The sequence below is a fragment of the Aeribacillus sp. FSL K6-8210 genome (assembly GCF_037963925.1).
In the GTDB taxonomy this organism is placed as follows: domain Bacteria; phylum Bacillota; class Bacilli; order Bacillales; family Aeribacillaceae; genus Aeribacillus; species Aeribacillus composti.
Genome location: NZ_CP150172.1, coordinates 792,997 through 819,828, shown reverse-complemented (window position 1 = coordinate 819,828; position 26,832 = coordinate 792,997). Strand labels below are relative to the sequence as shown.

The 26,832-nt window shown below is 39.2% G+C and carries 24 protein-coding genes and 1 CRISPR repeat array; of the genes, 2 read left to right on the top strand and 22 right to left on the bottom strand.

Annotated features, from left to right (window positions below; translation table 11 throughout):
* Positions 1-33: 33 nt before the first annotated feature.
* The 5 genes from NSQ41_RS03995 to rpoN all read right to left on the bottom strand — a co-directional run bounded on the left by NSQ41_RS03995 (position 34) and on the right by rpoN (position 5,140).
* Positions 34-1,218, bottom strand: coding sequence for a phosphoglycerate kinase (locus tag NSQ41_RS03995; RefSeq protein ID WP_130156827.1), 1,185 nt, complete (start codon positions 1,216-1,218; stop codon positions 34-36).
* A gap of 146 nt (positions 1,219-1,364) precedes the next feature.
* Positions 1,365-2,372 carry a type I glyceraldehyde-3-phosphate dehydrogenase gene (gene gap / locus NSQ41_RS03990; RefSeq protein ID WP_339211053.1) on the bottom strand — a complete coding sequence of 336 codons (1,008 nt, stop codon included), beginning with the start codon at positions 2,370-2,372 and terminating at the stop codon, positions 1,365-1,367.
* A gap of 49 nt (positions 2,373-2,421) precedes the next feature.
* Positions 2,422-3,444 carry a sugar-binding transcriptional regulator gene (locus tag NSQ41_RS03985; protein WP_063386961.1) on the bottom strand — a complete coding sequence of 341 codons (1,023 nt, stop codon included), beginning with the start codon at positions 3,442-3,444 and terminating at the stop codon, positions 2,422-2,424.
* Between the two features lie 124 nt (positions 3,445-3,568).
* A complete protein-coding gene (locus NSQ41_RS03980) occupies positions 3,569-3,820 on the bottom strand; it encodes a glutaredoxin family protein (protein WP_063386962.1) in 252 nt (83 codons plus the stop codon).
* A 15-nt stretch (positions 3,821-3,835) separates the two neighbouring features.
* Complete coding sequence (gene rpoN / locus NSQ41_RS03975; protein WP_339194458.1) at positions 3,836-5,140, bottom strand: RNA polymerase factor sigma-54; 1,305 nt, start codon at positions 5,138-5,140, stop codon at positions 3,836-3,838.
* A 74-nt stretch (positions 5,141-5,214) separates the two neighbouring features.
* On the opposite strand from rpoN, the gene yvfG reads away from it, so the two are divergent.
* Positions 5,215-5,430 carry a protein YvfG gene (gene yvfG, locus NSQ41_RS03970; RefSeq protein WP_063386963.1) on the top strand — a complete coding sequence of 72 codons (216 nt, stop codon included), beginning with the start codon at positions 5,215-5,217 and terminating at the stop codon, positions 5,428-5,430.
* 136 nt (positions 5,431-5,566) lie between these two features.
* Here yvfG and NSQ41_RS03965 read toward each other — a convergent pair whose 3' ends face one another.
* From NSQ41_RS03965 to NSQ41_RS03890, 16 genes are all read right to left on the bottom strand, one after another.
* The gene (locus NSQ41_RS03965; RefSeq protein ID WP_063386964.1) at positions 5,567-6,598 is read right to left on the bottom strand and encodes an ABC transporter substrate-binding protein; all 1,032 of its coding nucleotides are present in this window, start codon (positions 6,596-6,598) and stop codon (positions 5,567-5,569) included.
* Between the two features lie 150 nt (positions 6,599-6,748).
* Positions 6,749-7,609 (bottom strand): ABC transporter permease, encoded by an 861-nt coding sequence (locus NSQ41_RS03960; protein WP_063386965.1) that lies wholly within the window; start codon positions 7,607-7,609, stop codon positions 6,749-6,751.
* Entirely contained in the window at positions 7,610-8,392 is a 783-nt protein-coding gene (locus tag NSQ41_RS03955; protein ID WP_066249138.1) for an ABC transporter ATP-binding protein, read from the bottom strand.
* 17 nt (positions 8,393-8,409) lie between these two features.
* The gene (locus NSQ41_RS03950; protein ID WP_339211052.1) at positions 8,410-9,834 is read right to left on the bottom strand and encodes an 8-oxoguanine deaminase; all 1,425 of its coding nucleotides are present in this window, start codon (positions 9,832-9,834) and stop codon (positions 8,410-8,412) included.
* A gap of 295 nt (positions 9,835-10,129) precedes the next feature.
* Positions 10,130-10,348 (bottom strand): hypothetical protein, encoded by a 219-nt coding sequence (locus NSQ41_RS03945; protein ID WP_339211050.1) that lies wholly within the window; start codon positions 10,346-10,348, stop codon positions 10,130-10,132.
* A gap of 192 nt (positions 10,349-10,540) precedes the next feature.
* Positions 10,541-10,672: a hypothetical protein gene (locus NSQ41_RS03940; RefSeq protein WP_339211048.1), complete on the bottom strand. Its 132-nt coding sequence runs from the start codon at positions 10,670-10,672 to the stop codon at positions 10,541-10,543.
* A gap of 65 nt (positions 10,673-10,737) precedes the next feature.
* On the bottom strand, positions 10,738-10,884 hold the full coding sequence (locus tag NSQ41_RS03935; protein WP_339211047.1) for a hypothetical protein: 147 nt from the start codon (positions 10,882-10,884) through the stop codon (positions 10,738-10,740).
* A gap of 109 nt (positions 10,885-10,993) precedes the next feature.
* A CRISPR array of direct repeats spans positions 10,994-12,630; the repeat unit is 30 nt; unit sequence GTTTCAATCCCTCATAGTTAAGATAAAAAC.
* A gap of 199 nt (positions 12,631-12,829) precedes the next feature.
* Positions 12,830-13,576: a CRISPR-associated endoribonuclease Cas6 gene (gene cas6 / locus NSQ41_RS03930; protein ID WP_339198934.1), complete on the bottom strand. Its 747-nt coding sequence runs from the start codon at positions 13,574-13,576 to the stop codon at positions 12,830-12,832.
* A 9-nt stretch (positions 13,577-13,585) separates the two neighbouring features.
* Positions 13,586-13,849: a CRISPR-associated endonuclease Cas2 gene (gene cas2 / locus NSQ41_RS03925; RefSeq protein ID WP_144597293.1), complete on the bottom strand. Its 264-nt coding sequence runs from the start codon at positions 13,847-13,849 to the stop codon at positions 13,586-13,588.
* Between the two features lie 8 nt (positions 13,850-13,857).
* The gene (gene cas1b / locus NSQ41_RS03920; protein WP_339198931.1) at positions 13,858-14,865 is read right to left on the bottom strand and encodes a type I-B CRISPR-associated endonuclease Cas1b; all 1,008 of its coding nucleotides are present in this window, start codon (positions 14,863-14,865) and stop codon (positions 13,858-13,860) included.
* Positions 14,865-15,377, bottom strand: a complete 513-nt coding sequence (gene cas4, locus NSQ41_RS03915; RefSeq protein ID WP_339211046.1) for a CRISPR-associated protein Cas4 — start codon at positions 15,375-15,377, stop codon at positions 14,865-14,867. Before cas4 ends, cas1b begins: the two co-directional genes overlap by 1 nt.
* Positions 15,365-17,848, bottom strand: a complete 2,484-nt coding sequence (gene cas3, locus NSQ41_RS03910; protein WP_339211044.1) for a CRISPR-associated helicase Cas3' — start codon at positions 17,846-17,848, stop codon at positions 15,365-15,367. Before cas3 ends, cas4 begins: the two co-directional genes overlap by 13 nt.
* Before the next feature lie 45 nt (positions 17,849-17,893).
* A complete protein-coding gene (gene cas5b, locus NSQ41_RS03905; protein ID WP_339211043.1) occupies positions 17,894-18,628 on the bottom strand; it encodes a type I-B CRISPR-associated protein Cas5b in 735 nt (244 codons plus the stop codon).
* Positions 18,629-18,643: 15 nt separating this feature from the next.
* Positions 18,644-19,591: a type I-B CRISPR-associated protein Cas7/Csh2 gene (cas7b, locus tag NSQ41_RS03900; RefSeq protein ID WP_339211041.1), complete on the bottom strand. Its 948-nt coding sequence runs from the start codon at positions 19,589-19,591 to the stop codon at positions 18,644-18,646.
* 173 nt (positions 19,592-19,764) lie between these two features.
* Complete coding sequence (locus tag NSQ41_RS03895) at positions 19,765-21,735, bottom strand: TIGR02556 family CRISPR-associated protein (RefSeq protein ID WP_339211039.1); 1,971 nt, start codon at positions 21,733-21,735, stop codon at positions 19,765-19,767.
* A 319-nt stretch (positions 21,736-22,054) separates the two neighbouring features.
* Positions 22,055-23,182: an IS110 family transposase gene (locus tag NSQ41_RS03890; protein ID WP_094244858.1), complete on the bottom strand. Its 1,128-nt coding sequence runs from the start codon at positions 23,180-23,182 to the stop codon at positions 22,055-22,057.
* A gap of 478 nt (positions 23,183-23,660) precedes the next feature.
* Here NSQ41_RS03890 and NSQ41_RS03885 point away from each other — a divergent pair, with 478 nt between their 5' ends.
* The gene (locus NSQ41_RS03885; protein WP_339196354.1) at positions 23,661-24,776 is read left to right on the top strand and encodes an IS4 family transposase; all 1,116 of its coding nucleotides are present in this window, start codon (positions 23,661-23,663) and stop codon (positions 24,774-24,776) included.
* A gap of 130 nt (positions 24,777-24,906) precedes the next feature.
* On the opposite strand, the gene ptsG is transcribed toward NSQ41_RS03885, so the two are convergent.
* Positions 24,907-26,802, bottom strand: a complete 1,896-nt coding sequence (gene ptsG / locus NSQ41_RS03880; RefSeq protein ID WP_339211037.1) for a glucose-specific PTS transporter subunit IIBC — start codon at positions 26,800-26,802, stop codon at positions 24,907-24,909.
* Positions 26,803-26,832: the final 30 nt, after the last annotated feature.

Here is a 26,832-nt window from a genome sequence, read left to right as displayed (position 1 = left end):
TTTACACCTTCCTTTTTACGGAAATGGTTGTGGTTATTTGTCTTCCAATATTTGAACTCCCGGAAGTTTCTTCCCTTCCATGAACTCTAAAGATGCTCCGCCTCCGGTTGAGATGTGGTTCATTTTATCCGCAAGGCCGAATTTTTCTACTGCTGCTGCTGAATCACCGCCGCCGATGACCGTATAAGTATGTTCTGCTTTCGCCAAGCTTTCCGCTACAGCTTTTGTTCCCTTTGCAAAAGCATCCATTTCAAAAACGCCCATCGGTCCGTTCCAAACAACAAGCTTTGATTGTTGAATGACATCCGCATAAATTTCAGCCGTTTTAGGTCCAATGTCAAGTGCTTCCCAATCAGCCGGAATACTGTCAATATCCACTACTTTTGTATTGGCATCATTTGAAAAATCATCTGCTACCACAACATCTACAGGCATATAAAAGCGAACGCCCTTTTCTTTGGCACGTTCCATAAACGATTTTGCCAGTTCTATTTTATCTTCTTCAAGCAAAGACTTGCCGATTTCGTGACCCAGCGCTTTTACAAACGTATAAGCAAGTCCTCCGCCGATAATCAAATTATCTACACGTTCCAATAAATTTTCGATAACTCCGATTTTATCTTTTACTTTTGCACCCCCGATAATCGCTGTAAATGGGCGGTCAGGATTATCAAGCGCTTTAGATAAAACATTGATTTCTTTTTCCATTAAAAATCCTGCAACAGATGGTAAATATTCCGCAATGCCTGCGGTGGATGCATGTGCGCGGTGAGCGGCGCCAAAGGCATCGTTAACATATAGATCCGCCAATTCAGCAAAAGCTTTAGCAAGCTCAGGATCATTTTTTTCTTCGCCAGGATAAAAGCGTACATTTTCCAGAACGAGAATGTCGCCATTGTTTAACTTGTCTACTTCCGCTTTTACAGCCGCACCGTAAGCTTCATCTACTTTGACCACCTTTTTGCCTAACAGTTCTTCTAAACGCTTCGCTACAGGCGTCAATCGAAGCTCTTCCACAACCTGTCCTTTTGGTCTGCCAAGGTGGCTGGCAAGCAATACTTTCGCTCCTTGATCCGCCAAGTATTGGATCGTTGGGAGTGCAGCTCGAATGCGTGTATCATCGGTTATTTTGCCATCCTGCATCGGTACATTAAAGTCAACTCGGCAAAATACCGTTTTCCCTTTCACATCGACATCTTTTATCGTTTTCTTGTTCATGGCTCAAGCTCCTCCTTCACAATAACGATCAGGAAAAAATTCTTCCTACATGTTGAAAGGGAAAGGGGAATGTAAACGTCCCCTTCCCCTTCCCGCTTTTCATTATAGCTTTTTAAACAGGCAAGCCACAAGTCCGTATTTAAAGATTATAAACCTTGTTTTGCAATGTAAGCCGCCAAATCTACCACACGGTTTGAGTATCCTGTTTCGTTATCGTACCAAGAAATAACTTTCACCATGCGGTTTTCAAGCACCATAGTAGAAAGCGCATCAATCGTAGAAGAATGAGTATCACCATTATAGTCTCTGGATACAAGCGGCTCCTCGCTGTACGCTAAAATACCTTTCAATTCTCCTTCAGCTGCTTCTTTAAGCGCCGCATTTACTTCTTCCACTGTTACGTCTTTTTCAAGCTCTGCAACTAAGTCAACGATGGACACATTTGGTGTCGGAACACGCATTGCCATACCGTTAAGTTTTCCTTTTAATTCAGGCAATACGAGCGCAACTGCTTTAGCCGCACCAGTTGTCGTCGGAATAATAGATTCTGCTGCAGCGCGAGCGCGGCGGTAATCTTTGTGAGGCAAGTCTAAAATTTGTTGGTCATTTGTATAAGCATGCACAGTTGTCATCATGCCTCGAACAATGCCAAATTTTTCATGTAAAACTTTTGCAAACGGAGCTAAGCAGTTTGTTGTACATGAAGCGTTGGAAATGACATGATGATTGCTTGGATCATATTTGTCTTCGTTTACGCCCATAACAATTGTGATATCTTCTTCTTTAGCCGGCGCAGAAATGATTACTTTTTTCGCACCTGCTTCAAGGTGTTTTGCTGCATCTTGACGGTTTGTGAAGCGACCAGTAGATTCTACTACAATGTCAACGCCAAGGTCTCCCCAGCCTAATTGAGCTGGATCGCGCTCGGATAATACTTGAATTTCTTTTCCATCCACGACCAAGTTATTTCCGTTTACCCCGACTTCCACATCGAGTTTTCCATGAACGGAATCGTATTGTAAAAGATGTGCAAGCATGTTTGCATCTGTTAAATCATTTACTGCTACTACTTCTACTTCAGGATTTTTTAATGCTGCGCGGAATACATTGCGTCCAATACGACCAAAACCATTAATACCAATTTTCACTGCCATCTTTAAGTCCTCCTTCAATTTTAGGAATGATGTTTATATTGAGGGAGCTTTACAGTTCCCTTAATAACTCTTTAGCTGCCACTTCGTCAGTTACTAAAATCGTGGCTAATGATTGATTCATATACGCTTTGATCGCTTTTGCTTTAGAGGCTCCTCCAGCAACCGCGATCACATTTCGTATGTTTTTTAAGTCCTCCAGCTGCATTCCAACCGTTTGAACTTTATGGACGACTTCACCTTTTTGGTTGAAGTAATAACCGAAAGCTTCGCCTACTGCTTTTCCTTTTTTAATTTTTTCGAAATCTTCCTTCGGAGTCTTTCTTCGCTCCGCCATTGTTTGAGCATCCCCGATGCCATGAACAAGCATTTTCGCTGAACGTATAATTTTTAAAAGGTCTTTTATTTCCGGTTCTTCGATAATGGATTCATATGCTTCCTTGCTTAGCTGGTCAGGAACATGGAGCAGCCTGTATTTCCCATGTGCACGTTCAGCTATTTTGGCGCAAATCGTATTCGCCTGGTTTTCAACATTTTCCCCTAGTCCGCCTCTTGCAGGGACAAATAAAACATTTCGGCGATGACCTAACGGAATCATCATTTCAGCAACAGCTGCCAGCGTTGTGCCGCCTGCCACAGCAACAACCTCGTCATCCTGCAAATGATTCATAATGCATTGTGCACAAGCTCTTCCCATTTCTTTTTTCACGAGGGGCGAATGGTCGCTGTCACCTGAAACAACAATCACTTCATCTAAATGAAGCTTCTCTTTTAATGTAGTTTCCAAAAAAGTTAAACCTAAAACATCTTTCATCATTTCTTCCAATGATGAAAGAAGATCATCCCCTTCTTTCGTTAAGGTCATTCCCGAGGGGTGAATATGAATTAAATTTTGTTCTTTTAAAAATTGCACTTCTCCACGCAGAATTCTTTCACTGATGCCTAAATTGTTTGACAAGCTTCGTCTTCCTACAGGCTGCATCAGTCGAATGGACTGCAAAATTTGATAGCGCTTTTGCATAGTTTGGAGAAGATCAGGCAATAATTTTTTTTGAGCTTCAATTAATGATTGCATTTTCAAGACCCTTCAGCTCTTTCTTTCCGGGACTTTTTTTGTCCCTATAAGACAAATTATGTCCCAATTATAGCAAAAAAATTCACCCCTTGCTACATATATTATTTTAGCAGGAGCGCAAATGTTAATCAACAGAAACAAGTTCCAGCAAACGTTTTCTTAAAGAATTTTCTTCAATTTTCCCAAAAATAACAATCTTTCCATTCACTTCAATCACTGGAATCATTAGTTGATATTTTTCCAGCAGCCGGTCATCTTGATAAATATCTTTTTCTTTCAGATCAAAGGGTATTTCAGCTTGCAGCTTATACAGCAATTCCTTTGCTTCATCACATAATGGACATGTTTGCTTCGTATAAAGAACCACTTGATTCACGAATCCAATTCCTTTCTAATTATATCTTTTTCGCAAATTGGACGAAGGGATATTGAGCTGATCGCGGTATTTGGCCACTGTTCTTCTCGAAACATTCATATTATAATTCTCTTTCAACAGGTTGGCAATTTTTTGATCTGAAAGCGGTCTTTGCTTATTTTCTTGATCAATTAATTGCTGAATGACCTGTTTAACATTCGCACTTGATGTATCTTCTTCTCCCACTTTGTTAGTGAAAAAATATTTCAACTCATATAAACCGAAAGGAGTTTGAACAAATTTATCATTGACCGCTCTGCTTACAGTCGACTCGTGAATGTTAAGAGAATCAGCGATATCTTTTAATGTTAACGGTTTCAAAATGTTGTTTTTCAAATAGAAAAAGTCTTTCTGAAATCGTATAATTTCCTGCATAACTTTGACAAGCGTTTCCTTCCGCTGCTCAAGCGATTTTAACAGCCAGCGTCCTTGATGGAGTTTAGTCTGTACGTAAGATTTTACTTCTTTTTCTGTTTGTACAATCGGTTCGTAGTCCCGATTGATTTTAATTTGCGGCAAAAGATCTTCATTATAATATACAATCCAATCTCCATTTCGCTCTTCAATCATTAAATCAGGGATGATATAATTCGGGGTTTCCTCATCAAATTGCAGACCAGGTCTTGGATTCAATGTTTGAACAAAATCGAAAATTTGCTGAAGAGCATTCAGCGACAGACCTGTCTTTTTGGAAAGATCCTTCCAAGCTTTTGTGGCAAACAGATGAAAATGCTCTTTTAACACGAACTCGGAGCCTTCAGGTTTTTCCTCGATTTCTTTAGCCTGCAAAAGCAAGCATTCTTGAAGCGAACGTGCCCCGACGCCAATTGGATCTAATGATTGCAGCACAGACAGCTGTTTTTCCAAAAGATCGATCGAAATTTGGAACTTTTCCGATAGGCGGGATAAGTCTTCTGACATATAACCATTTGAGTCCACTGCATCGATTAAAATATGAATAGCACGCCGTTCGTTTTCGGTAAAACGAAATTCTACGAGCTGATTTCGCAAATGATCTTTTAGCCCCATCCCTTTTTTCGGCATATTTTCGATCCAGCGGCCATCCTCCTTGCTAGCCCTCTGCTGCTTTCTTTGATTATGATAAAATATCGGTGGATGGGATTCTTCCAATTCCACAAAGGGGTTTTCAAGCGTAATTTCCCTCAAGTAAGATACTAAATCGATTGTAGAATATTGCAAAAGCCCAATGGCTTGCTTCAGCTCTTTCGTCATCGCCAATCTCAAGGATTGGTTTTGGACTAAGTCCATTTTTATATGCATCAGAACTCCCCCCCTTTAGTTCTATTTTACATGAAGAATTTAAAAAAAGAATCTAAAATTTTGGAGGAACGAACATGACACAGCTTTTTTCTGTTTCCTATTTTAAAGAAAACTTTAAACAGTACATTGAAATGAATAAAGAAAAATCTTCAAAGATTGATGCCATGAACAGCTACTACCGATCTGTCGTCTCAACTTTAATTTACGACCAGCTAACCAAAAATGCTGAAATATTGAAAAGACTGCAAAATCTTGATCAAGCATATAATCAAGTGAAAAACGAGGAGTAAAAGGACTTTTAAATTTTAATGTATGAGATCAGTTTTTGAAGTCGGCATATAAGCCGATTTCTTTTTTTTACAGTAAAGCTTTTGGTTAAAACAAAAAACTGAGCAAATATAAGCTGCCCAGCTTTCGTTTTCGTTTTTATTTCGATTCATGTTTTGGCAAATATTCTGTCGTAAAAATTTCCTTTGCATCAAATGTTTTTTCTAATAAACCGAGATCGTGCAATTGTTTAATTAATGTTGCCCAGCGTTCTTCCGTCATATATCCGACTCCATGCTCTGCTCTATCTCCTCCATATACAAAATCCACTTGTGTTTCGGCTTCAAATTTTAATGATTCTAATTCCATATCAGCGTTGTCTTTCTGAATCACTTTATTAATCTCTTCGTAAGAATCTTTGTATAAATACCATCCTTCGACAAAAGCATCCACAAATGCTTTGACAGTTTCTTTATTTTTTTCTAAATAGTCTTTTGTAACATATAACACAACGTTATAAGGATTATAACCTGCATCAGATATGAGCTTCGTTTCTACATCTACTCCATCTTTTTTTAAGAAAAACGGCTCTGAAGTCACAAAGGCTTGGCTTACAGAATTGGGATCGCTAATAAAATTCGAATGCTGTCCTGTATAAGCCAATTCTTGTACATTACTTAAATTATATTTAGATTTCAAAAAGTCCCAATACGTAATACCAGGCTGTATATATACTTTTCTTCCATTTAATTCATCAAAATCGTCAATTCCCTTTCCTTTATGGAACATTAATGCCTGCGGGCTTCCTTGCATGGCAGCAGCTACAGCGACTAATTCAATTCCTTGATTTCTAGCAATAACCATTTGGTCAGCATGTGCAAGCCCAAAGTCAGCACTTCCAGATGCAACCATTTGAATAGACGAGACTTGCGGCCCACCCGGTTCGATCGTGACTTTTAAACCGTTTTTTTCAAACAATCCGTTTTCTTGTGCTGCATACAAACCGCCATGCTGCGCCTTCGGAAACCAATTTAATACAATTTTTACATCTTTTAAGTCTTTTTTCTCTTCATTCGAAGCGCTGTCTCCCTCGTTTGTTGAGCTGCTCGACTCTTGTCCGCCGCAGGCGGTGAGGAAGAACATGAATATAATCCCGATTAATAGAAAACTCGCTTTGCGCCATGCTTTCAATTCTTTTTCCCCCTTTTTGCACTTTTTTTGAAACTCAATAAAGCTCGTTCCCTAACGCAGCAAACCATTTTTATGCAAAAAAAATTAGCAAATAAATTCAGCTCTTGTAAGCAATAGTGATTATGTCAACTTAATTTTTGATCAAATTTTTTATTTTTCTCCCTTCATCGCGGATTCGTGCCATGATCTCAGCATGAAATGAGAAAACAAACTTACGAGTAAGTAAAAGACAATCCCAAAAATAGCAGCGGCAATTCCACAAGCAAATAAATATGGTGTTTTTAATTGAACGGCTGCTACCGTAATGGCATACCCTAAACCGCCTTTTCCTCCGCCAATTCCAGCTATATATTCACCCGTAATAGCTCCAACGATCGATAGCGTGCTGGATATTTTTAAGCCGGTCATCATGTAAGGCATAGCAGCCGGAATTCGGAGCTTCCACATTTTTTGCCATTTTGACGCATTATATAAAGTAAATAATTCGCTCATATTTTTATCGACTGAATTCAATCCCATTAACGTATTTGAAATAATCGGAAAAAATCCGATTAAAAATGAAATCATCACAATCGAATTGAAGCCCGAGCCGAACCAGATAACAACGATCGGTGCAACAGCTACAACCGGTATCGTTTGTAAAATAACCGCATACGGGTAAATGCTTATTTCTAAAATTTTTGAGCTTGCTAATAAAACCGCAAAGCCAATTCCAATGATGGCGCTTATTACAAATCCGATCACAGATTCAGCCACCGTTATTTGTATGGCTGGCCATAATAACTCCCAATCTTCAACCGCCGCTTGAAGGACGTCCGTCGGTTTTGGAAGTATAAACGGCTGCACGCCAACCATAATCGGTACAAACTGCCATAAAGAAAGAAAAACAACAAGCGCAGCAATCGGACCAATAATCTTCCATTTTGATTTGCTCCATATTTTCAGTTTGCCAGTATTATTTGATTGAGCGACAATTTCCTTCGTTTGAGTGGTTGCTGTTTGTACAGACATTTATACCAACTCCCTTCGGGTTGAACTATTCTCAAGACTTTGCGAGGAAATATCGACATATTCTGTAAACCGTTCATCTGTCCGCTCCCTCGGATAAGGAAGATCGACATCGATGATAGATGATAATCGTCCGGGCCGAGCTGACAACACTGCAATTCTAGTAGAAAGATAGACAGCTTCAAATACATTATGAGTAACGAACAAAATTGTCATTTTCTCCCTTTTCCATATTTCAAGCAGCTCCGTCTGCAAGGTCTGTCTTGTAATCTCGTCTAATGCAGCAAACGGTTCATCCATTAACAGCAATTTAGGTTTTGCAGCCAACGCTCGAGCTATAGACACCCTCATTCTCATTCCGCCTGACAACTGCCTAGGATATGACTTTATATGATCCTTTAGTCCAACCATCTCCAATACTTTGATCGCATCCTCTTTGCGGCTTTTTTTATCCGAACCCCTTAATTCTAAAGGCAGCATCACATTTTCCAGCACCGTTCTCCATGGAAGCAAATTGGCATCTTGGAATACAAAAGCAACATCATTTGTATTTTTTATAACTTCTTTCGGGTTTTGCCCAAATACCTCTACCTTGCCCTCAGTAGCTTCGCCTAAACCTGCCACCATTCTTAATGCCGTTGATTTCCCGCAGCCAGACGGGCCGAGGAAGCTTATAAATTCCCCTTCTGTGATGGAAAAATGGAATTGGCTTAAAGCGACTGTGCCGGTATTGTAAATCTTACTAACATGATGAAATGCGACAATCTCGTTTCGAATTGCTTCCACTGCTTATCCCCCCTTATCTAAGTTAGAATAGCTGAGTTTCTTATTCTTGGTTTTTTATAATTGACTTTTGTATGCTCAAGAGCCGTTTCCAGCATTCTTTCAGCAGCTTTTTGCGCCCGCATGGCAAATGATTCTTCATCGATATTGACAAGACGCCCTTTATCTACAACAATCTGTCCGCCAACGATAGTCATATCGACTGTCGGTGTGCCCGCTAGAATCGGAAGTGCCGTATCGTTGAAAAGCGCACCAGCAAATTCTAATCGATTCGTATCAATCATAAACATATCAGCAGCCTTGCCGACTTCCAATGAACCAATGGCATCTTCCCAGCCAAGCACTTTAGCTGAACCTCTCGTCGCAATCGACAAACAATCTTCAGCACTTAGCGCTGTCGTTCCATGCTGAAGATTATGGAGCAGGTTCATAATTTTTAAATCTAATAATAGATTGGAGGAATCATTAGAAGCTGAACCATCAACACCAAATCCCACTTTTACCCCTGCCTGCAGCATGTCCATAATTCGCATCGTTCCGGAAGCCATTTTCATATTGCTGCTCGGACAATGAGCAACTCCGCAGCCACAAGCACCCAGCTTGGCAATTTCTTTGTCATCAAACCAGATTCCATGCGCATACCACACGTCTTCGCTGACCCAACCTGTTTCTTCCATTAGTTCGAAAGGACGCATGCCAAACTTTTCTCTGCAAAAATCCTCTTCATCGATCGTTTCCGCCAAATGGGTATGCATCCGAACGCCATAACTGCGTGCTAAATCCGCTGATTCACGCAGCAAGTCTTTGCTAACCGAAAATGGTGAACAAGGTGCAACACCTACCCGCAGCATCGAAAATTTACTAGGATCATGATAGGTTTCAATAATTCTCATGGTATCTCGAATAATAACATCCTCCGGCTGAACGATTTCATCTGGCGGCAATCCCCCTTTTGATCGTCCTAAACTCATAGAGCCTCTAGTTGGGTAAAAACGAATTCCGATCTCACGTGCTGCCCGTATTTCCTCATCAATTAATTCACAGCTGACTCCATTCGGAAAAACGTAAAAATGGTCAGCTGATGCCGTACAACCGCTTTTAAGTAACTCACCTAATCCGACAACAGCACTTAAATACACATCTTCCGGCCTTAGATGGCGCCAAATATCGTACAAAGCGATTAGCCAATCAAACAGCTCAACATTTTGCACCCAAGGGATATTGCGGGTGAAAGTCTGATACAAATGATGATGCGTATTGATTAACCCCGGATAAACAATTTTTCCGCGCGCATCAATGACAATATCCGCTGACTCACAAGGTAAATCATAGCCAATCGCTTTAATCTCTTGACCGACAACATACATGCTGCCGCCTGGGTATTCCGTTCGATTTTCATCCATAGTAATAATATTTTTGGCATTTTTTATGAACAACGTCTTCATTCATTCACCCCTTTATAATACGATCAATCCCTTTTATGTTAATTTTTATAACACAATACGTAATGTGTATTTATTATATATTCTTTTCAGCTATTTAACATTAGCGAATATTCACAATTTTTAATGTGATTTTGTGTATTTCAACCAAAAAAATTACGTATTTATGTTATATATTCTGACATAAATGACGTTTTTTTAAGAGGAGCGGTATATGGGGGAGTGGATTTGTTTCCATATTTAGGAAATAAAAAGCCCAGTTTTTCAACTGAGCTAAATAAAAATTTTTCGGCAACCGTTATATATAGGGGACTTCCAAACGAACAGGCAATGTTGAATGAATCCGAATGTGACAGTAAAAGAGATGACCAGATTTAAATCTTGTACTCTTCATCCGTAGTGAAATCCCTTTTGCATGCCGGTTGAAATTTTGCAATGTGACTGGTTCATTCGGATGGCCGTCATCAGGAACCGGCTTTGCCTGAATTGTTTTGTCCGAAAAGATTTCCTCCTGCAAACTCGGCTTCCATCAGAACCGTTTTATCCGATCACATATAAGGGAATACGCTAGGACGAATGATCGGTGCCGTAATAGTCAGATACCCTTGTGTCTTCGTCGTAATCTTGTATGCGTTTTTCTCTTATACATTACACCCTCTCTCAGGTAAAATAAAAAGCACTCCTAAAAGGAGCGCCAATTTTTGAAAAATTAATGGAATTCAACATCATCTATCTTCCATGAAAAACGATCAGATCTTGTATCTTCATTTTGTTTTTCTTTTTGATCATCAACAGGTTTATTTTTATTAATAACAATAGGTTCTTTACTATCCTCTTTCATTTTCTTGACCATCTCACATAAAAAATTGTGATCACTATAATCTGCTTTATTTTAAAAGTCGCTTCTTATCCAAAAATATTTCTTCTTCGCCCTAATAAACTGATTTGGAAAAATTCTTTCACTTCAACAATGCTATTAAACGGTTTACATTCAACTTTTTCGCTTAATTCTTCATCATCAAATGCTGGGTATCGTAACGTACCTACAACCATATGGATTACCAGGAAGCCCTCCTGCAGGTGGATTATTTACTGTACAAAAAACTTTCCATCTATTTGTCTATGAGCTTTTCTTACTCTTTTATCGTGTGATATCGATTATTGTTTCAAATCTTATGGGTTAGATAAAAACGAAGAGTTGCTTCAGCCTTTCTTGCGGTCTGATACAGTTTTAATTCCTCATAGTTAAGATAAAAACTGAAATCATCCTTTCGTTTTGTATGTGCTTTTATTAGTTTCAATCCCTCATAGTTAAGATAAAAACATGATGGCCTTTTAGATTGGGGCTATCTCCCAGAACAGTTTCAATCCCTCATAGTTAAGATAAAAACCGATACGACGTTGAATTGCTTGAACGAGATCCACGCCTTGTTTCAATCCCTCATAGTTAAGATAAAAACGTTAGACGAATTGCAAAACACAAAAGGCAAAAAATAGTTTCAATCCCTCATAGTTAAGATAAAAACTCATCGCGCTCTTTTTCGATTTCCGCCAACTTACGTTTGTTTCAATCCCTCATAGTTAAGATAAAAACAAATTTCAAAAACTACTTATGATTTCTCAAAATACTGTTTCAATCCCTCATAGTTAAGATAAAAACGTTCATACACAAGAACGATCAATCAAAAAGAACGGCTAGTTTCAATCCCTCATAGTTAAGATAAAAACGGAACGTGAATTCTCGAAAATGTGCCCGGATTGCTAGTTTCAATCCCTCATAGTTAAGATAAAAACGGTTACATTATGACCACTTCTGAAGTGGCCGATCATTGTTTCAATCCCTCATAGTTAAGATAAAAACTCTTATCTTTTCATGCTCCAAACCCGGTACTTTTTCGTTTCAATCCCTCATAGTTAAGATAAAAACAAACGGTGCAGCTAATTTGCGGGCCTGATCTGGTTTTTCTGGTTTCAATCCCTCATAGTTAAGATAAAAACGTGCTAACTTTTTCAAATCCTTCATCAAGGATTTCTTGTTTCAATCCCTCATAGTTAAGATAAAAACGAATGGCGACACAGGCGGATATAGACGCCTTCTTTGCGGTTTCAATCCCTCATAGTTAAGATAAAAACAACTGTTTCAGCATCCACAACAACAATTTCTTTAATGTTTCAATCCCTCATAGTTAAGATAAAAACGACGGCACTAGCTGTCCTAGCGTTTGTGCTATTCCGCGTTTCAATCCCTCATAGTTAAGATAAAAACATACATATTGTGACTTATCATACGTTGCCGAACCGTGTTTCAATCCCTCATAGTTAAGATAAAAACCCCAAAGTGCACCGCAATTTGTGCGAGATTTTTCGGTTTCAATCCCTCATAGTTAAGATAAAAACAATGCCACGCTTGCCTCAATAGATGGAGGCTGAATGAGGTTTCAATCCCTCATAGTTAAGATAAAAACCGTAATCCTTCGGCTGAAATGCGTAACCAGTTGATTCAAGTTTCAATCCCTCATAGTTAAGATAAAAACGTCGTTCATTCGCCTTCAAATCAATCCGAATATCATGTTTCAATCCCTCATAGTTAAGATAAAAACGTTCCATGTCCACGGGTATTCGCCTGTTTCATCGATGTTTCAATCCCTCATAGTTAAGATAAAAACACGCTATTTTTCCGATGATGTCCCCTGTTTCATCCAAGTTTCAATCCCTCATAGTTAAGATAAAAACTCCATACCTGCTGAGTTTTGGAGCTCATTTGAGCCAGTTTCAATCCCTCATAGTTAAGATAAAAACCCCAAAAATCATTGATGGTGCAAGGTTTTGATAATAATGGAAATTTTGTTATTTTCATTTTAGCGTAAACAGTCAATTTTATCAATTCTTTGTTTTCCTTGTATTTTCTGTATTTTTTATATCGTTACTCTGAAAAATGAAGTGTCGTCGATCCCCTGGGATTAGTGCGCTATTGAGGATCGACGACAAAGAAAGAAAACTATTCTATGATTTCAAACATACCGAATCCTTGTGAATTTTTGGCCCCGATGCCGACGTCATACATAAATTTCAAATAAGAAGGCGGAGCTTGAATTTCGTAAGTTCCATTCCATGCATTGATACGAAACTCTTTAAACACTGTAACAACTTTATCTTTTTCCGTTACTTTTATCGGCTTAATAGTTACTCTCTCTGTTGGCTGTTCTTGAAAATAGGCTTGAAACTTATTGCAAAAATTTTTCTCTACCATATCTGAAAAAACAAGATCAAACGGCGAGAAAAAATGCGTTCGCTTTTCACCGTATCGGTTTTCATAAGTGCTATAAACCGTAAGTGGCGATAGCATACGAATTTGATAAGTATGTTTTTCCGCGATCTTTAATGGTTTTACCACTGTCTCCTCGATATGAATCGGCTGTCCGTTTAACATGAATTGTTCTTTCAATAAATAGTTTCTCGCTAAATCCACAATAAGCGAATCTAACATAGAAGAAACATACCATGTTACTTGGTCAAAAAACTCGATTTTTTTCTCATGACGATGAATGCGGTATGTTCCATACAAACGGCTAAATGTAAACATTTTAAACCGCCGCTTTTCCTTCTTATATCCAACGTTATGCAAAAAATCCGCAAGGTCAAAATCTTGAATGGAGCGGTATAAAAATCCTTGCAACACTTCTTCATAGTTGATAGGTAATATAAGGGTTCCATTTTTTGGTCTAAATCGAATCGTAAGCCTCATCTGTTCCTCCTATAAAATGTTGTCTTCTCCACCTTTGCGTAATCCCATCTCTTCCCGCTTCGAATATTTTTGCGTGCGAAACGTATAAAACACTACAGAATCTGTATCGGGATCCATGATGTTCGCCAGCTCCATTTTTAACTTTACATAGTTTGCTTCGGAAATTTCCCCTTCCAACACCGAGTTTTGCACCCAATATAAATATTTCCTTGCGATCTTTAACGCTTTCGCGACACGTTTTTTATCAAAATCATAGACTAGTATCACAAACATAGCAACACCTACCATAACGAGCGATACGGCTCATATTCTTTTTCGCCGAGAAGATGCTTTTGAATTTTATAAAGCTCGAGACGAATGAGACGACGGTATGAGACAGACTTACCAAGATGCCTGTGATTGACTGTTGTTTTCATGCGCTTGTCCAATTCCTCGATAAATTTTCTCCGCCCCTCCTCCGATAACAAAATTCCTTCCATATGTTTGTCAAAATCTTTTTTCGTAATCATCTTTTTATTTACAAGAGTAAAAATGAGGCGATCGACCATAATCGGTTTAAAAATTTCCGCAACATCTAGGTTTAAAGAAAATCTTCTAAAATTAGTCGCGTGCAAAAACCCGATACGCGGGTCTAAATACGTTTTGTAGATTTCACTTAGCACCGTTGTATAGCAAATCTGATTCCCGAAACTAATCATTGCGTTTAAACGATTGAGCGGCGGCCGCTTCGAGCGCTTTTCAAACAAAAAGTCTCGGTTATGATTTAAAATATCATCAAACATGCTGTAATATTTCTCGCGTACATGCCCTTCTGTTGACATCATTTCCTCGACGCTTGTCCATTGTTCCAGTTTCGCCCGGCTTGATTGGAAATCCAAAATCATCTCCTTAAACTTCTCGTTATTGGTTTTAACACGGTTTTGATAATATTTCAGCACTTGTATCATTTGCCCGATCGAACCTTCAATGAATTTTCGCGCTAAAGCAAGACGTTTTTCTGGATTCAAATACGCTTCGGCCTGTTTTAAAATGACGTGACCCGCATTTAAATGCTCGCGCGGATAAAACGTTCCCGTGTAATAGCCGTAATGATTAAAATAGTGAATGCAGATATTTTTTTGTGCCATCAGTTCTAAAAACTTCTTCGTTGCATTCACTTCTCCAAAAATATAAATATCATTGATATCTTCAACAGGAAGCTTCCGTTTACGCTCAGTTGTCTCAAAACAAATACTGTTGTCTTCGCGACTTAGTTCGCCGCTTTGAAAAATATAGAGCGTCTTTTTCATCATGATTCCTCCGCAAAACAATATTCACGATAGGCACAGCTTCGGCAAAATCCCATTTTCTTTGGCTCTGGCGGTACAGGCAAACGGGCGATGCGGCGAATTTCAGCTATCGCCTCTTCCAATACCCGTTTTCCTTCTTCTGTCCATTCCACTTTCGTTACTTTCTTTTCTTTTGGAAATAAAAGCTCCCCTTTTGCCTCAATTCCCATTTTTCGCAATGTGTCAAGATAAAACAATAATTGGTAATAGGCACTTTTTTCGTATGTGGATGATTTTTTTACTTCACCGACAACAAGCGTATCCCCTTCGCGGCGAATGCGGTCCACTTTAATATTGCCGATCAGCATTTCTTTCTTCTGACGCTGATAGCTTGTTTCCGAGATAAAACGGCCAATTTCGAGGTTATCATCCTCTTGGTCGGCGGCGATCTGATGTGTAATCAGCCAAACCTCGCGCTTGCAGATGAAGTAGTACCAAATATGTGTTCCATTTACATCCATTACATAGTCCATGCATTCACCATCTCGCTTGAGCGAATCAGTCCATATTCGCTGTTGTAATATTGGTTTAGTATATCGTTGGATAAATGAATCATTTTCGTTTTTTCGTATAAATCCCGATCCAGATTCTTTACAAGTTTAATCGGAGCGGAAATGACATATTGGCGCACGTCTTTTTTCAAACGCAAATAGTTTTCAAACCGAGTTTCTAAGTCTTTCTCCTCAATCACCTGCTGAATATATTGCTGCCAAATGTCCATCGCTTGGTCATCTACTTCGACAAACACATCCACTGCTTGATGCGCGTTTTCAATCAATTGAAATTCCGATACATATTTGGGCTTATTTTTGCTTCCCGACTTATCTTTTGCATCAAATTTTAGTTCTTCAATCGCACTTATAATCCCATCGGAAGCATCGAACGATTTTTTGCCGCGCACTTCAGTAAAATATTGCATAATGATATCAAAAAATTGATGCTCAGATACCGGTGTTTTCGGTAGCACTTCCTTCGCTATATTTGTATGAACACCCTTATACACATATTGTGATTCTAACTTTCCATCTCGCTCAATTGGCGTTATATAAACCTTGCCAAGTCCATGTAACTTTCCGTTACGATTGCAGCGTCCCGCCGCTTGGACAATGGAATCAATAGGTCCTAAGTCGCGATACACCACGTCAAAATCAACATCGACTCCTGCTTCGACAACTTGCGTTGAAATAACAACAACTTTCTTCTTCTCTTTTAAAAGCTGTCTTATTTGTTCAATGCGGCATTTCCGCTCACAAGGCACAATATTTGTAGAAAGGTAGATTACGTCATAACTGCGTTCTTTTAGCCATTCTTTTATCCCTTCATAAATTTCAATCGATGTTTTAATTGTGTTAAAAATCGCCAAATAAGTTTTTCCATCTTCAAAACGGTTTTGAAACAGTTCCATCCATTCTGCGGGACTGTATGCGCCTTTATCCCCTCCTAGCCAATGAAGCTCGACCCGTTCCATTTCTTTAAAAAAGTCAATTGGCTTTACCATTACCGATTCCAAAAGTTCAACCGTTTCACCTTTGGGGAAAATAAGCGGCTGCGTTGCTGTTAACAACAAAATTTTACAGGAAAACAATTCTGCCATTTTGTACAACACGGAACGCAACAAAGGCCAATACTCAATCGGCACGTTTTGAATTTCGTCGAGAATGATAATGCTTCCGGCAATTTGATGGAATTTTTTTAACGCGCGGTTTTCATAGCCAATCAGTGTATGAAACAATTGTACAAATGTCGTGACAATCAGCTCTGCCTCCCAGCTTTCCGTCAGCAACAATGCTTTGCGGAGAGGCAGTTCGTCATTTTCAGTTTTGTATTGAAACGCAGATAAGTGGTGATGCTTAACTAAATACCGCTGTTCATTTGCATGAAAATCATCCAACTGGCTTAACAAATCACGGATTACTTTTTCATTTTGATCGATAACGCTTGTAAACGGCAGAGCGTAAATAATTTTTGGTGAATAGCCATACTGCCTTTCTGCTTGCTCACGCCATTTTAAAGCAACCGAAAGCGATAGCAACGTTTTTCCCGCTCCAGTCGGCGCCGTTAATGTGAATAATCGCTGTTCTGGTTTTGTTTTAAAAAGCCCCTCTATTCGTTCCATCACTACGTTGTACATCCGATTGCGCCACCCGTTCGTCCCTTCTGTCACGTTCACATCAAAATTCGCTTCTCGATACCGGTCAACAAGATGAGCTGGAATATAAACACGCGGCTTTCGCTCAATATTTGCGGCCGATAGTTTATCGGCATCAATAAGCACGGAATATAACAACAACACATAATAGTAAAGCTCCCTCGTCAATTCTTGTTTTCTTCGTTTATCGATCAAATAATATTGGCGGTATACCTCATCGAACGTTTTTTCATAGTCTTGAAGGAAATTGTGCAGTTCTTCAGAAAGGGACAATGGAATGGACAGTTCATCCCATAAAGGAGATAAATCTTCCAAAATCGCAGAAGCATGGTTCTTTATATCATCGATTTGCTGTTTTAATGTAATGACTCGGTAATATAATGAATCTTGTACGGTATTTTCTGCAATATGGCGCGATTTTGTTACATCTAAAGAAATATCGCGCAAATTCCCATGATGGTGCATAACGACGAAGTAGCCTAATAGCGGGGCAAATTCAAACCAAGAAGCATTTAAGTTCACCGGATGGCGCAAAAGATGGGCGGCAAACACGGCAGAAATAAAGGAATGATGATGTAAATCTCCCCTTGCTTCACCTGTTTGCAAATAATCCTGAAAGTATGATAAATATTTACCGAAATCGTGTGACACCGCAACAATTTTGCCTATATATTCAAGCGTCGCCCGATCTCCCTTAGACAACGGCACATGCTTAAGCATATCTTGCAAATATTCGTATACTTCCTTTAAATGTACAGTCAATTTTTTCTCTGGATGATTATGAGACAAATACATATGCTTCCCCCCTAGAAATAAAGCAGCGATGAGGTCACCGCTGCCTTACATCCATAAAATGTTTTCTTTTTCTCCCCCATAAGCAACGGATACATATGGTACAGCCGGAATCGCGATGAATTGCCGTGATTGTTCAAACAAGTAATAGTCTGTTTCTTGAATCATCCGCTCATTTGTAAACTGGCGTGTCATAAATTCTTTTAAAAAGCGAGTTTCCTTTGAAAATTGGATCGATCGCTCACGCAAATTAGGAATTCGCACAACAGAATGGATCGGCACCGCATCACGACTTTCCATTACCGTTCCCTCTGCTTCGGCAACCCAGTTTAACTGTCCAAGTAATTCAGAAAGCCCTAAATACGGCGGATAAACACATCGGCTTGATTGGATTCTTCCCCTCACGCTTTCATAGATAGATCGGTCAGAGTGGGAAAAATAAATGCGGTACCGCACATTGGCTTCTTCTCCCCCGGGAAGCACTAACTCAAGGGGAATTTGCGTATGTCCTCCGCTATTGTTTAAATGGGCTTTTGACTTTACAAACATATAATTGACTGTTTGCATCACTTTGCGAATCGGCGTGCGAACAGATAGCGCAATTTGGCATTGATTCGGTGAAAACACTTCATAATAACTGTCGCGCTCCATTCCTAAAATACCAGCGAGTATGCCAACAATCGTTGTTCGCGGCGGAAAGGAGTACGAAAGCGAAGATGAGTTCGTATCGATTTTTCGGAAATGTCCCATCTTCCCGATAAGGTCAAAAATAAGTATCTTCATAAACGTCACCCTTTTTTACAATACAGGAACGAGTTTATCCGCCAACTCGGATGGAAGAAGAGCTGTTAGCATCCCTTTTTGTCCTTCATAATTCAACAATAAATTAGAATCTTGCCAGTAATGGATGCGGGCAATTTCACCATTTACTTCCAAAAGTTTATTCACAAGTGCATCAACATGCAAATTAACTTCGGAAATGCTGCGCAGCCCTTCTGTTTCCTCTAAACTCACCAAATCTCGCAAATCTCCGGCAATAAATTCAGGAGAATGATATTCTACACGTAAGTAAAGACGAGGGTATTGTCCGACTTTGCTTCGTGTTGCGCTCAATGGAATCGCTTTAACAACCGCTTGATCAAATAAACGGACATCTTCTTCGGTCAATCTCGTATGCACCGCGCGATGACCGCTTATGATGCCATGAAACGCCAAAAATGAATAATAGACACGATAGTCTTTGCCGATAGTACCGCCGTCATTTTTATCATCGGAACCGAAATGTGAGGTAATACTTGCCGATTCGACAAGCGTGACTTTATTTAACGAGTAGCCCCAGTTAAACTGAATCGGACCAGTAAACGTCATGGAGCTTCCTTTATCCTCCGATTTAATCGGCATTGTCGCACCGAACATGCGGACATCAGTAAATTGCTCAAGCATCCAGTTTTGTTCCTCTTTTGATAGTTTATTAAGGTTCACTTTTCCATCATACTTTTTCTCAAATAAACGCTTAATGCGTTCTGTCGCATTGACCGTTTCTCCATCGACTTTGCCTACAAAAATTTCGTTTCCGAGCTGTTCCAAATAATCGCGAATATATCGTTTTAAACGCACATCACTCACTAAGTTTAATGAACGTTCATAATCCATGCGCGGGCGGTTTTCTTCATCAATATCGCCGTTCGGGTTTGTTAACTTTGCATCATAAAGGAATAAAATATCGCTATTATTCATTTTTTTCATTCCTCCTCGTGTATAATTAATGTTAGAAATGATTTTTTAAGAGATTTTGCAGTTTATCCAAATGCCTTGACCAATTGTTTACTATTTGGAAGGAAGAACTCCCCTCATCTTATACAGGATTGGACTTTTCGCAGTATTTGGGGAATCTCTTCTTCCTTTCCATTCGTAATACTTTATTTTTCATTTTCAAAAACAGGGTCGGAATTATCCTTTTTGCTGCTGTTTAAAATCCGCTTTGTACCATATGCGTAGCCTGAAAGCAAATAAAAAACGTTTTCGCGATCACTTAAATTCCATTTTCCCTGCAATGCTGAATCAAAGAGACGTTTATGTTCCACATAAACAGCTTCAATTTGCAAAGAAGCAATTTTCAGTTGTCTCAGCTTTTCAAATACTTCGTTTGAAAGCATGATCAGTTTTTGCCTATTCATACCATGATAATTAATCTTCGATAAAATCGGCTTATTTACTGTTTTGCCGCTTCGGACTTGTCCAAACGCTTCTGCACGTTCTTTTGCTCTCCGAACTTGTTCAGTTCCAATTTTTGCAATTAAATACCCAAGTAAAAATAAAGAACTTTGCGCGACGTTATAATTCATGGTTTCCATATATTCGACCATGTGGGCATCAGGCAAATCATATGCAACCTTTGTCATCTCCCTTTCCTCCTTAATTAAGTTAAGGTTTTGCAGCATTTTTAAGAACAATTGCGCTCGCACCATCGCATTCACTAATCGAAAATCATTGGATTCTTCCTTGTCGTTACTATATTGATAAAGGTTATAGTTAGCATACATATGCACTTTGGCAAGCTGCACAAATTGCGTGATCAACCATTGGTATGAAAGCGTTTTATTTATTAATAGCGACTCATATACTTGCAAAATTTTACGTTTTTCAAAGTTTTCCCCACGTTGAACCCGCATCGGAATTAAGTAATAGATCGATTCCAAGCCGAGATTGAATTTTTCATTGCCAAAAAAGTGTTGTCCTATTTCCCCTGCTTTTCGCATCTCGTAACCTAGTCGGCGCAAATGAGTGAGAGGAACATCGGATAACAGTTTATTCACCTTTAAAGCTGACTGCGCTTTTGTGTAAAAAAGAAAATGTAGCGAAATATGGTTGTCCATTTGATCTTCAAATTCTTTGTAGTCTTCTACGTCTCGATGCAATGCTTCTGCCGTTTCGACTGTTTTTACAGTTCGAACAAACTGGTTAATGCGTTTGCTAATATCTTGAAGCGGAGCATCTTCAAACGGCACATCATATAAAAAGTCTGGGATGATATAACAAGGAAGGCCGCTGAAACGAGTATTGAAGTTGCGGAGAATGTACGCTTCTCCTGCCATAATCGCTTGATAGGCATCTTTGCTGATGGATAAGTTTTTAACGAATGATTTTTTCTCAAGGTCGCTCGCAAAGCTGATTTTATCGTTTATGTAGTAGTTAAATTTCAGTTTTGTCGTTTCTCCTGTCACAAAGTCTTCTTTGTTTGTAAGGGCGCATACTCCCTTTTTCGACTCTTCAAATACACTTAGTTTCTCTGCAATAACAAGCCGTTCATATTCTGGCTGCGAAACTGCGAGCTGTCCGTTAATGGCAAGGGAATACAAGAGGACATCTTTGATGCTAACATTGGCTTCTTTTTCAATAAAAGCTTGAAACTGCTTCGCTGCTTCCTTAACCGCTTTTTTCGCCTCTTTTTCCGTCAATTCGCCGCCAACATATGCTGGATTAAAAACATAGCGGTATCGTTCATCTGATTTTTTGGCCGCGCCAAGATCCAAGAAAAAAACATCTTGTGCTCTCTTTAAAAGAGAATAATAGGAATCCTCTTGATTCCAACGTTCGAGAAGATTTGTAATTGTTTGACTAAGCAAATATTCGACATTGCTCACCGTTCCAAACCATTGTGGGCTCGCTGCTCCATCCGCTGTACCAATCCATAGCAACTCTAATGAGGTAGATTCGCTTATTTCTTTTGGCGTTATTTTGACTTTTTTATCTTTAATAGAAAAGTCGACAATGATTACATATTTAGTTGAATCATATGATCTTGCAATAGGCAGCGTTATTGCTTGAATAACAGCTGGTTTTTCTTCGATTAAATACTTATTTCCAAGGGTGTAAATCGTTTTTATCACCGTCTGCACCTCCTTTAAAGAGGAATATAAATTTTTACAATCCATTTAAATTCTACCAATACCATCTTTTATTTCAATATTTTTTGTATAATTTAACATTTTGTTCAAAAATACAAATAATTTCCTAAACTGGCTTAATGTCTTCTAAATATCAATCATCCTTTTTCTGTGAAAATCAATTAACCATGGCTGAAGCGGTATACCCCACAATCAAATTGGATACCCTATTAACGACCAAAAAAAGGAAATAGGAAAGCAGAGCTACCTTATTTTTAGGTATCTCGTATATTTCTGAACCTTTTTGGTTATACTAATTTATTTACTGCTCTCGAAACGGTTCTTTTCGAGAAATGATGCAGTAAATGATGGTAAGCATTCGGTGCGCGATCGCAACGAGTGCTTTTTTCTTTCCCCTGCGTGCCGCCAATGACCAATATTTCGCTGCCAAACGTTGATTCCTACATCGAGACAAAGCCCAAGCCGCCTCACATAACGCCGATTTGATATGCGGATTCCCCTTCGTCGTTCGGGTACTTTTTCGTTTTCCAGCACTTTCATGATTTCCCGGCGCGACTCCCGCCCATGAAGCGAGGTGTTGAGACGTTGGAAATTGTCCCATATCGACTCCGATTTCAGCGATAATCACGGCAGCGGTTTCCTTCTTGACCCCCGGTATGGTCACAAGAAGCTCCATCTCTTGTTTGTATACTTGTAAGAGTTGGTCGATTCGTTCTTCGATGTCTCGAAGTAAACTTTCCAACGATTCGATGTGCTTCCACGATTGGCGAATCATGAACAGTTGATGGTTGGTCAATGTACCAAAGAGAGAATCCTGAATTTGTTGTTTTTTCCTCTTCATACTCCTGTGAATGCAAGCATCGACTTCGGTTTCTTCGATGTATCCCTGTTTCATTAAACGTTCCAGTAGCTTTCGCCCAGATACACCAAATACATCCGAAATCACGGAACTTAACTTGATATTGGAACATTCCAACACTTTTTGAATGCGGTTTTTCTCCGCGGTTAACTGCCCGATCCATTTTTTGCGCAAGCGAGTTAAATCCCGTAATTCTCGAATGTTCTCAGGAGGTACGAAACTCTTCTCGATCAATCCGTAACGCAACAATTTGGCGATCCATTCTGCATCGGAAACATCGGTTTTTCTCCCCGGTACATTTTTGATTCGCTGAGCGTTGGCAAGTGTAATGTCAAAGTAATCTTCCAAAATATTGAACACAGGTTTCCAGTAAACGCCCGTACTCTCCATCGCAATATGAGTGACACCACGATCTTCTAACCATTTCAGAAGACGAAACAAGTCTTTCGTGAAAGTAGGAAATGTTTCAACTTCCTTTTGAACGTGTTCTTCCTCTCCAAGAAGAGCACAAACGACAATTGTTTCGGCATGGATATCTAATCCTGCACAACGATGATAAAGAACATCCATGATTCTTACTCCTTCCATCGATAAATTCGCAAACAGGGAGTCCATTTGCACGTTAGGCATTTTTCTGTTCGTAGTCACCTTTTCACACGAAAAGGGCTGACAATGGGTGGAACACCAAATGGACTCAAACAGTTTTTATTACAGGGTCGAACCACCATTAAAGAGAACGTCTTTCAAAACTGTTTGCGTTCATATCCATTATGGGAAGGAATGATGGATTTTCATGCATGGGTGGGGAGTAAAATTACTCATGGATGTTTTTATTTCTTCATGTAAGTAAATTATTTCGATATTTTCCTTACACCATTTCCCTCTTCTATAATTGATATAGTCGACATCACTAGCATTGCAGTAATTAAATCTGATGATTCAAAATACTAAGAATGTTCAATTTTTTATTGATTTCGAAACAAAAAAATCCTTTACAATGGAAGTACAGGTGGTTCCTGTCCAAATCCAATCGTAAAGGATAAGCGTTATGGACAAGAATACACTAATTTCATCATTTGGTAAATGGGTTTCACCCATAAATATTCAAAAACTTAGCGAACAAGTCAAAGAATTGAAACAGGACTATTACACAAAAAAGCTGACAACAGAAGCCTATATTAAACTTTTATTGGTAGCCCAGCTGCTCGAATTTAAGAGCTTAGAGGAAATGAGTGATGCACTTGTAGACGAAGATCTTCAAAAAGCACTCGGATTTGAATCGATAAGTGCCTCTCAGCTATCCCGAAAAAACAATCAGATCCACCCACTAATTCTTGCAAATTTGTTCTTGGATCTTGTTTGGAAAATTCAACGGTACCATTATAAAAACGGAAAGAATATGCCACTGAAAATCATTGATTCAAGTACACTCCCGTTGAACTTGACCAATTATAAATGGGCAAAATTCCGGAAAACAAAAGCTGGTGTAAAGCTACACTTACGGCTCGTTTTCATGGATAAAGACACCGTCTATCCTGAAAAAGCAGTGATTACGACAGCAAAAGAACATGACCGAAATCAACTCGAAGTCCTAGTGGATGATCAAGAAGCCATGTATGTGTTTGACCGCGGTTATGTGGACTATGAACGTTTTGATCGGATGACAGATGATGGCTATTTCTTCGTTTCAAGACTGAAGAAAAACGCAGTCATTCGTGAAGTCTATACATTTTCACTTCCTGATGATTGTCACGTTCTATCCGATAAAATGGTCTACATTGGTACCACACAAAATCGTACTGAAAATGTCTTTCGTCTACTAGAAGTTATGGACACAAAAGGGAACTTACTTCGTTTCATCACCAACCGATTTGATTTAAAACCAGAAGAGATAAGTGATATTTACCGATCTCGCTGGGCTATTGAACTCTTTTTCAAATGGCTCAAGCAACACGTAGAAATTAAGCACTTTTATGGAATGAGTGAAACAGCTATTCAAAATCAAATTTTCTTAGCCCTTATCACGTATTGCTTACATGTTCTCATTCAATTGGAGATGAAAAGTAAGAAATCCCTACTTCGAATTACTCGTTGGTTAAAGAGAGCTCTGTGGAAACCAGCTTATGTTTGGTTGCGAAAATTTGATGGGCGAGCCAGTCCATAATCTCCCTTTTGTCGTTGTCGCTCTGGTTTAACTGTATATATTTACCAAATAGGCAGTGCCACCTTTCTTTAGGTTTTGTCTTTTTGGCACAAATTCACAAAAATTAATTAACAGAAAATTCTAACTATATTTATGCAATGCTAATGTCTTTAGGTGAAACTTTTATTTCAAAGCCTTCTCCTTTTAAGTTCACTGTTTCTAGTCCCAAATGAATCAACAGCTCTGCTCCTTCATCTGAACGAAGTGTAATGGCATGCTTGGTTGGGAATACATCGACGATTTCACCGTCAACCGGAGAATAGACATCTCCGCTTGTTGGTTGAACAGCAATGCCGTCGCCCATCATTTTTTGAGAGAAAACTTCATCAGGCACTTCTTCCAATGCAACAACCTTTCCTGATAATGGCGCTACGACACTAATAGTTGATTCTTCTTTATATTCGTTTGTTTCCTGATTCATGATATCTAAAATTTGATTTTTTAACGTGTCTGAAGTAGGTCCAAATATTGCTTGAACTCCATTTCCTACCTCCAATACGCCTGAAGCACCAAGGGCTTTCAGTTTTTCTTTATTAACAGCGCCTTTGTTTTTTACACCTACTCTTAAACGTGTAATACATGCATCAAGATTATTGATATTTTCTTTTCCGCCAAGTGCTGCTAATACTTCATACGCTTTTTGATTGACAACAGATTCATCACTTTTTCTATTTGTTTTTTCTTCGTAATCTTTTCTAGTATAAAGTCTGTTCGAATCTTCATCTCCGCGTCCTGGTGTAAGAAGATCCCACTTTTTAATAGCCCATCTGAATACAACGTAGTAAACAACAGCCATTGCCAGACCAACGATAATGACATACCACCATGGCTCTCCAACACCAGGTAATATACCAAATAAGATAAAATCAATGATTCCGGATCCGCCGGCATATCCAACATTCACATCTAAAACATACATCAGCATAAATGACAGCCCTGCCATTAATGTGTGGAAAACGTATAATAATGGCGCTACGAACAAGAACGTGAATTCAAGCGGCTCTGTAATTCCTGTAAAAAATGCTGTTCCCGCAGCAGTCAACAATAAGCCTGCTACAGCTTTTTTGTTTTTCGGTTTTGCCATGTGATACATTGCTAACGCTACCGCTGGCTGACCAAACAGGACGAACGGGAATTTCCCTGCCATAAATCTTCCTGCTGTTATTTCAACGGCATCATTTACTTGTTTATCCGCAAGCTGAGCCATATACATTGCCGTATCCCCGGAAACGACAGATCCAGCAAGTGTTGTATACGTTCCGCCAACTTCCGAAAAACGAATTGGAATATAGAAAATATGATGCAATCCAAACGGAATAAGGGCACGTTCTACTAGTCCATAAATGAACATGTAAAGCGGCGGCGTATTTTCTCCAGATAAGGCAGCTCCAAGTGCATAAATGCCGTCTTGTACATGCGGCCAAACAAAGGCCAAAATCAGTGCAATAATGATTGAATAACCTGCTGTTATAATAGGAACAAATCGTGAACCGCCGAAAAAGGACAGCATTTCCGGCATTTTGAAATCATGATATTTTTCATAAAGAACTGCTGCTACAAACCCGATGATGATACCGCCAAAAACACCGATTTGAAGTGTCGGGATCCCTAACTCAAGTACACGCCCTGGCTCCGATACGTTTTCCGGCGTGATTCCAAGGACAATCCCGATAACGGTATGCATAACTAAATAACCAACAAGTGCTGATAAGGAGGCTGCCGCTTTTCCACCGGTCCAGCTCCCCGCTATACCGATAGCGAACAAAACACCTAAGTTTCCAAATATCGCTTTTCCTGCACCCTTCATTAAATCAGAAATCGTTTTCCAAAATCCTGAATCTAAAAAAGGCAAATATTCGATTAAATACGGAGATTGTAACGTTGTACCGATTCCCAGCAATAAACCGGCTGCAGGAAGCAAAGAAATTATAACCATAAAAGTTTTGCCAATTCTCTGAAAGAAATCAAAGTTAAATACCTTCTTCATTTCATAGCTCCCCTTCTAGATAATATATAG

What these genes read in the sequence shown, in the direction of transcription:
- NSQ41_RS03950 (WP_339211052.1), bottom strand. Translation starts at nt 9,834, where the DNA reads ATGAAGACGTTGTTCATAAAAAATGCCAAAAATATTATTACTATGGAT.
- cas6 (WP_339198934.1), bottom strand. Translation starts at nt 13,576, where the DNA reads ATGAGGCTTACGATTCGATTTAGACCAAAAAATGGAACCCTTATATTA.
- cas7b (WP_339211041.1), bottom strand. Translation starts at nt 19,591, where the DNA reads ATGAAAAAAATGAATAATAGCGATATTTTATTCCTTTATGATGCAAAG.
- NSQ41_RS03985 (WP_063386961.1), bottom strand. Translation starts at nt 3,444, where the DNA reads ATGCAATCATTAATTGAAGCTCAAAAAAAATTATTGCCTGATCTTCTC.
- cas3 (WP_339211044.1), bottom strand. Translation starts at nt 17,848, where the DNA reads ATGTATTTGTCTCATAATCATCCAGAGAAAAAATTGACTGTACATTTA.
- NSQ41_RS03995 (WP_130156827.1), bottom strand. Translation starts at nt 1,218, where the DNA reads ATGAACAAGAAAACGATAAAAGATGTCGATGTGAAAGGGAAAACGGTA.
- gap (WP_339211053.1), bottom strand. Translation starts at nt 2,372, where the DNA reads ATGGCAGTGAAAATTGGTATTAATGGTTTTGGTCGTATTGGACGCAAT.
- NSQ41_RS03890 (WP_094244858.1), bottom strand. Translation starts at nt 23,182, where the DNA reads ATGGATGTTCTTTATCATCGTTGTGCAGGATTAGATATCCATGCCGAA.
- NSQ41_RS03885 (WP_339196354.1), top strand. Translation starts at nt 23,661, where the DNA reads ATGGACAAGAATACACTAATTTCATCATTTGGTAAATGGGTTTCACCC.
- cas2 (WP_144597293.1), bottom strand. Translation starts at nt 13,849, where the DNA reads ATGTTTGTGATACTAGTCTATGATTTTGATAAAAAACGTGTCGCGAAA.
- ptsG (WP_339211037.1), bottom strand. Translation starts at nt 26,802, where the DNA reads ATGAAGAAGGTATTTAACTTTGATTTCTTTCAGAGAATTGGCAAAACT.
- yvfG (WP_063386963.1), top strand. Translation starts at nt 5,215, where the DNA reads ATGACACAGCTTTTTTCTGTTTCCTATTTTAAAGAAAACTTTAAACAG.
- cas5b (WP_339211043.1), bottom strand. Translation starts at nt 18,628, where the DNA reads ATGAAGATACTTATTTTTGACCTTATCGGGAAGATGGGACATTTCCGA.
- NSQ41_RS03940 (WP_339211048.1), bottom strand. Translation starts at nt 10,672, where the DNA reads ATGAAAGAGGATAGTAAAGAACCTATTGTTATTAATAAAAATAAACCT.
- NSQ41_RS03935 (WP_339211047.1), bottom strand. Translation starts at nt 10,884, where the DNA reads ATGGTTGTAGGTACGTTACGATACCCAGCATTTGATGATGAAGAATTA.
- rpoN (WP_339194458.1), bottom strand. Translation starts at nt 5,140, where the DNA reads ATGCATATAAAAATGGACTTAGTCCAAAACCAATCCTTGAGATTGGCG.
- cas4 (WP_339211046.1), bottom strand. Translation starts at nt 15,377, where the DNA reads ATGGACTATGTAATGGATGTAAATGGAACACATATTTGGTACTACTTC.
- NSQ41_RS03960 (WP_063386965.1), bottom strand. Translation starts at nt 7,609, where the DNA reads ATGTCTGTACAAACAGCAACCACTCAAACGAAGGAAATTGTCGCTCAA.
- cas1b (WP_339198931.1), bottom strand. Translation starts at nt 14,865, where the DNA reads ATGAAAAAGACGCTCTATATTTTTCAAAGCGGCGAACTAAGTCGCGAA.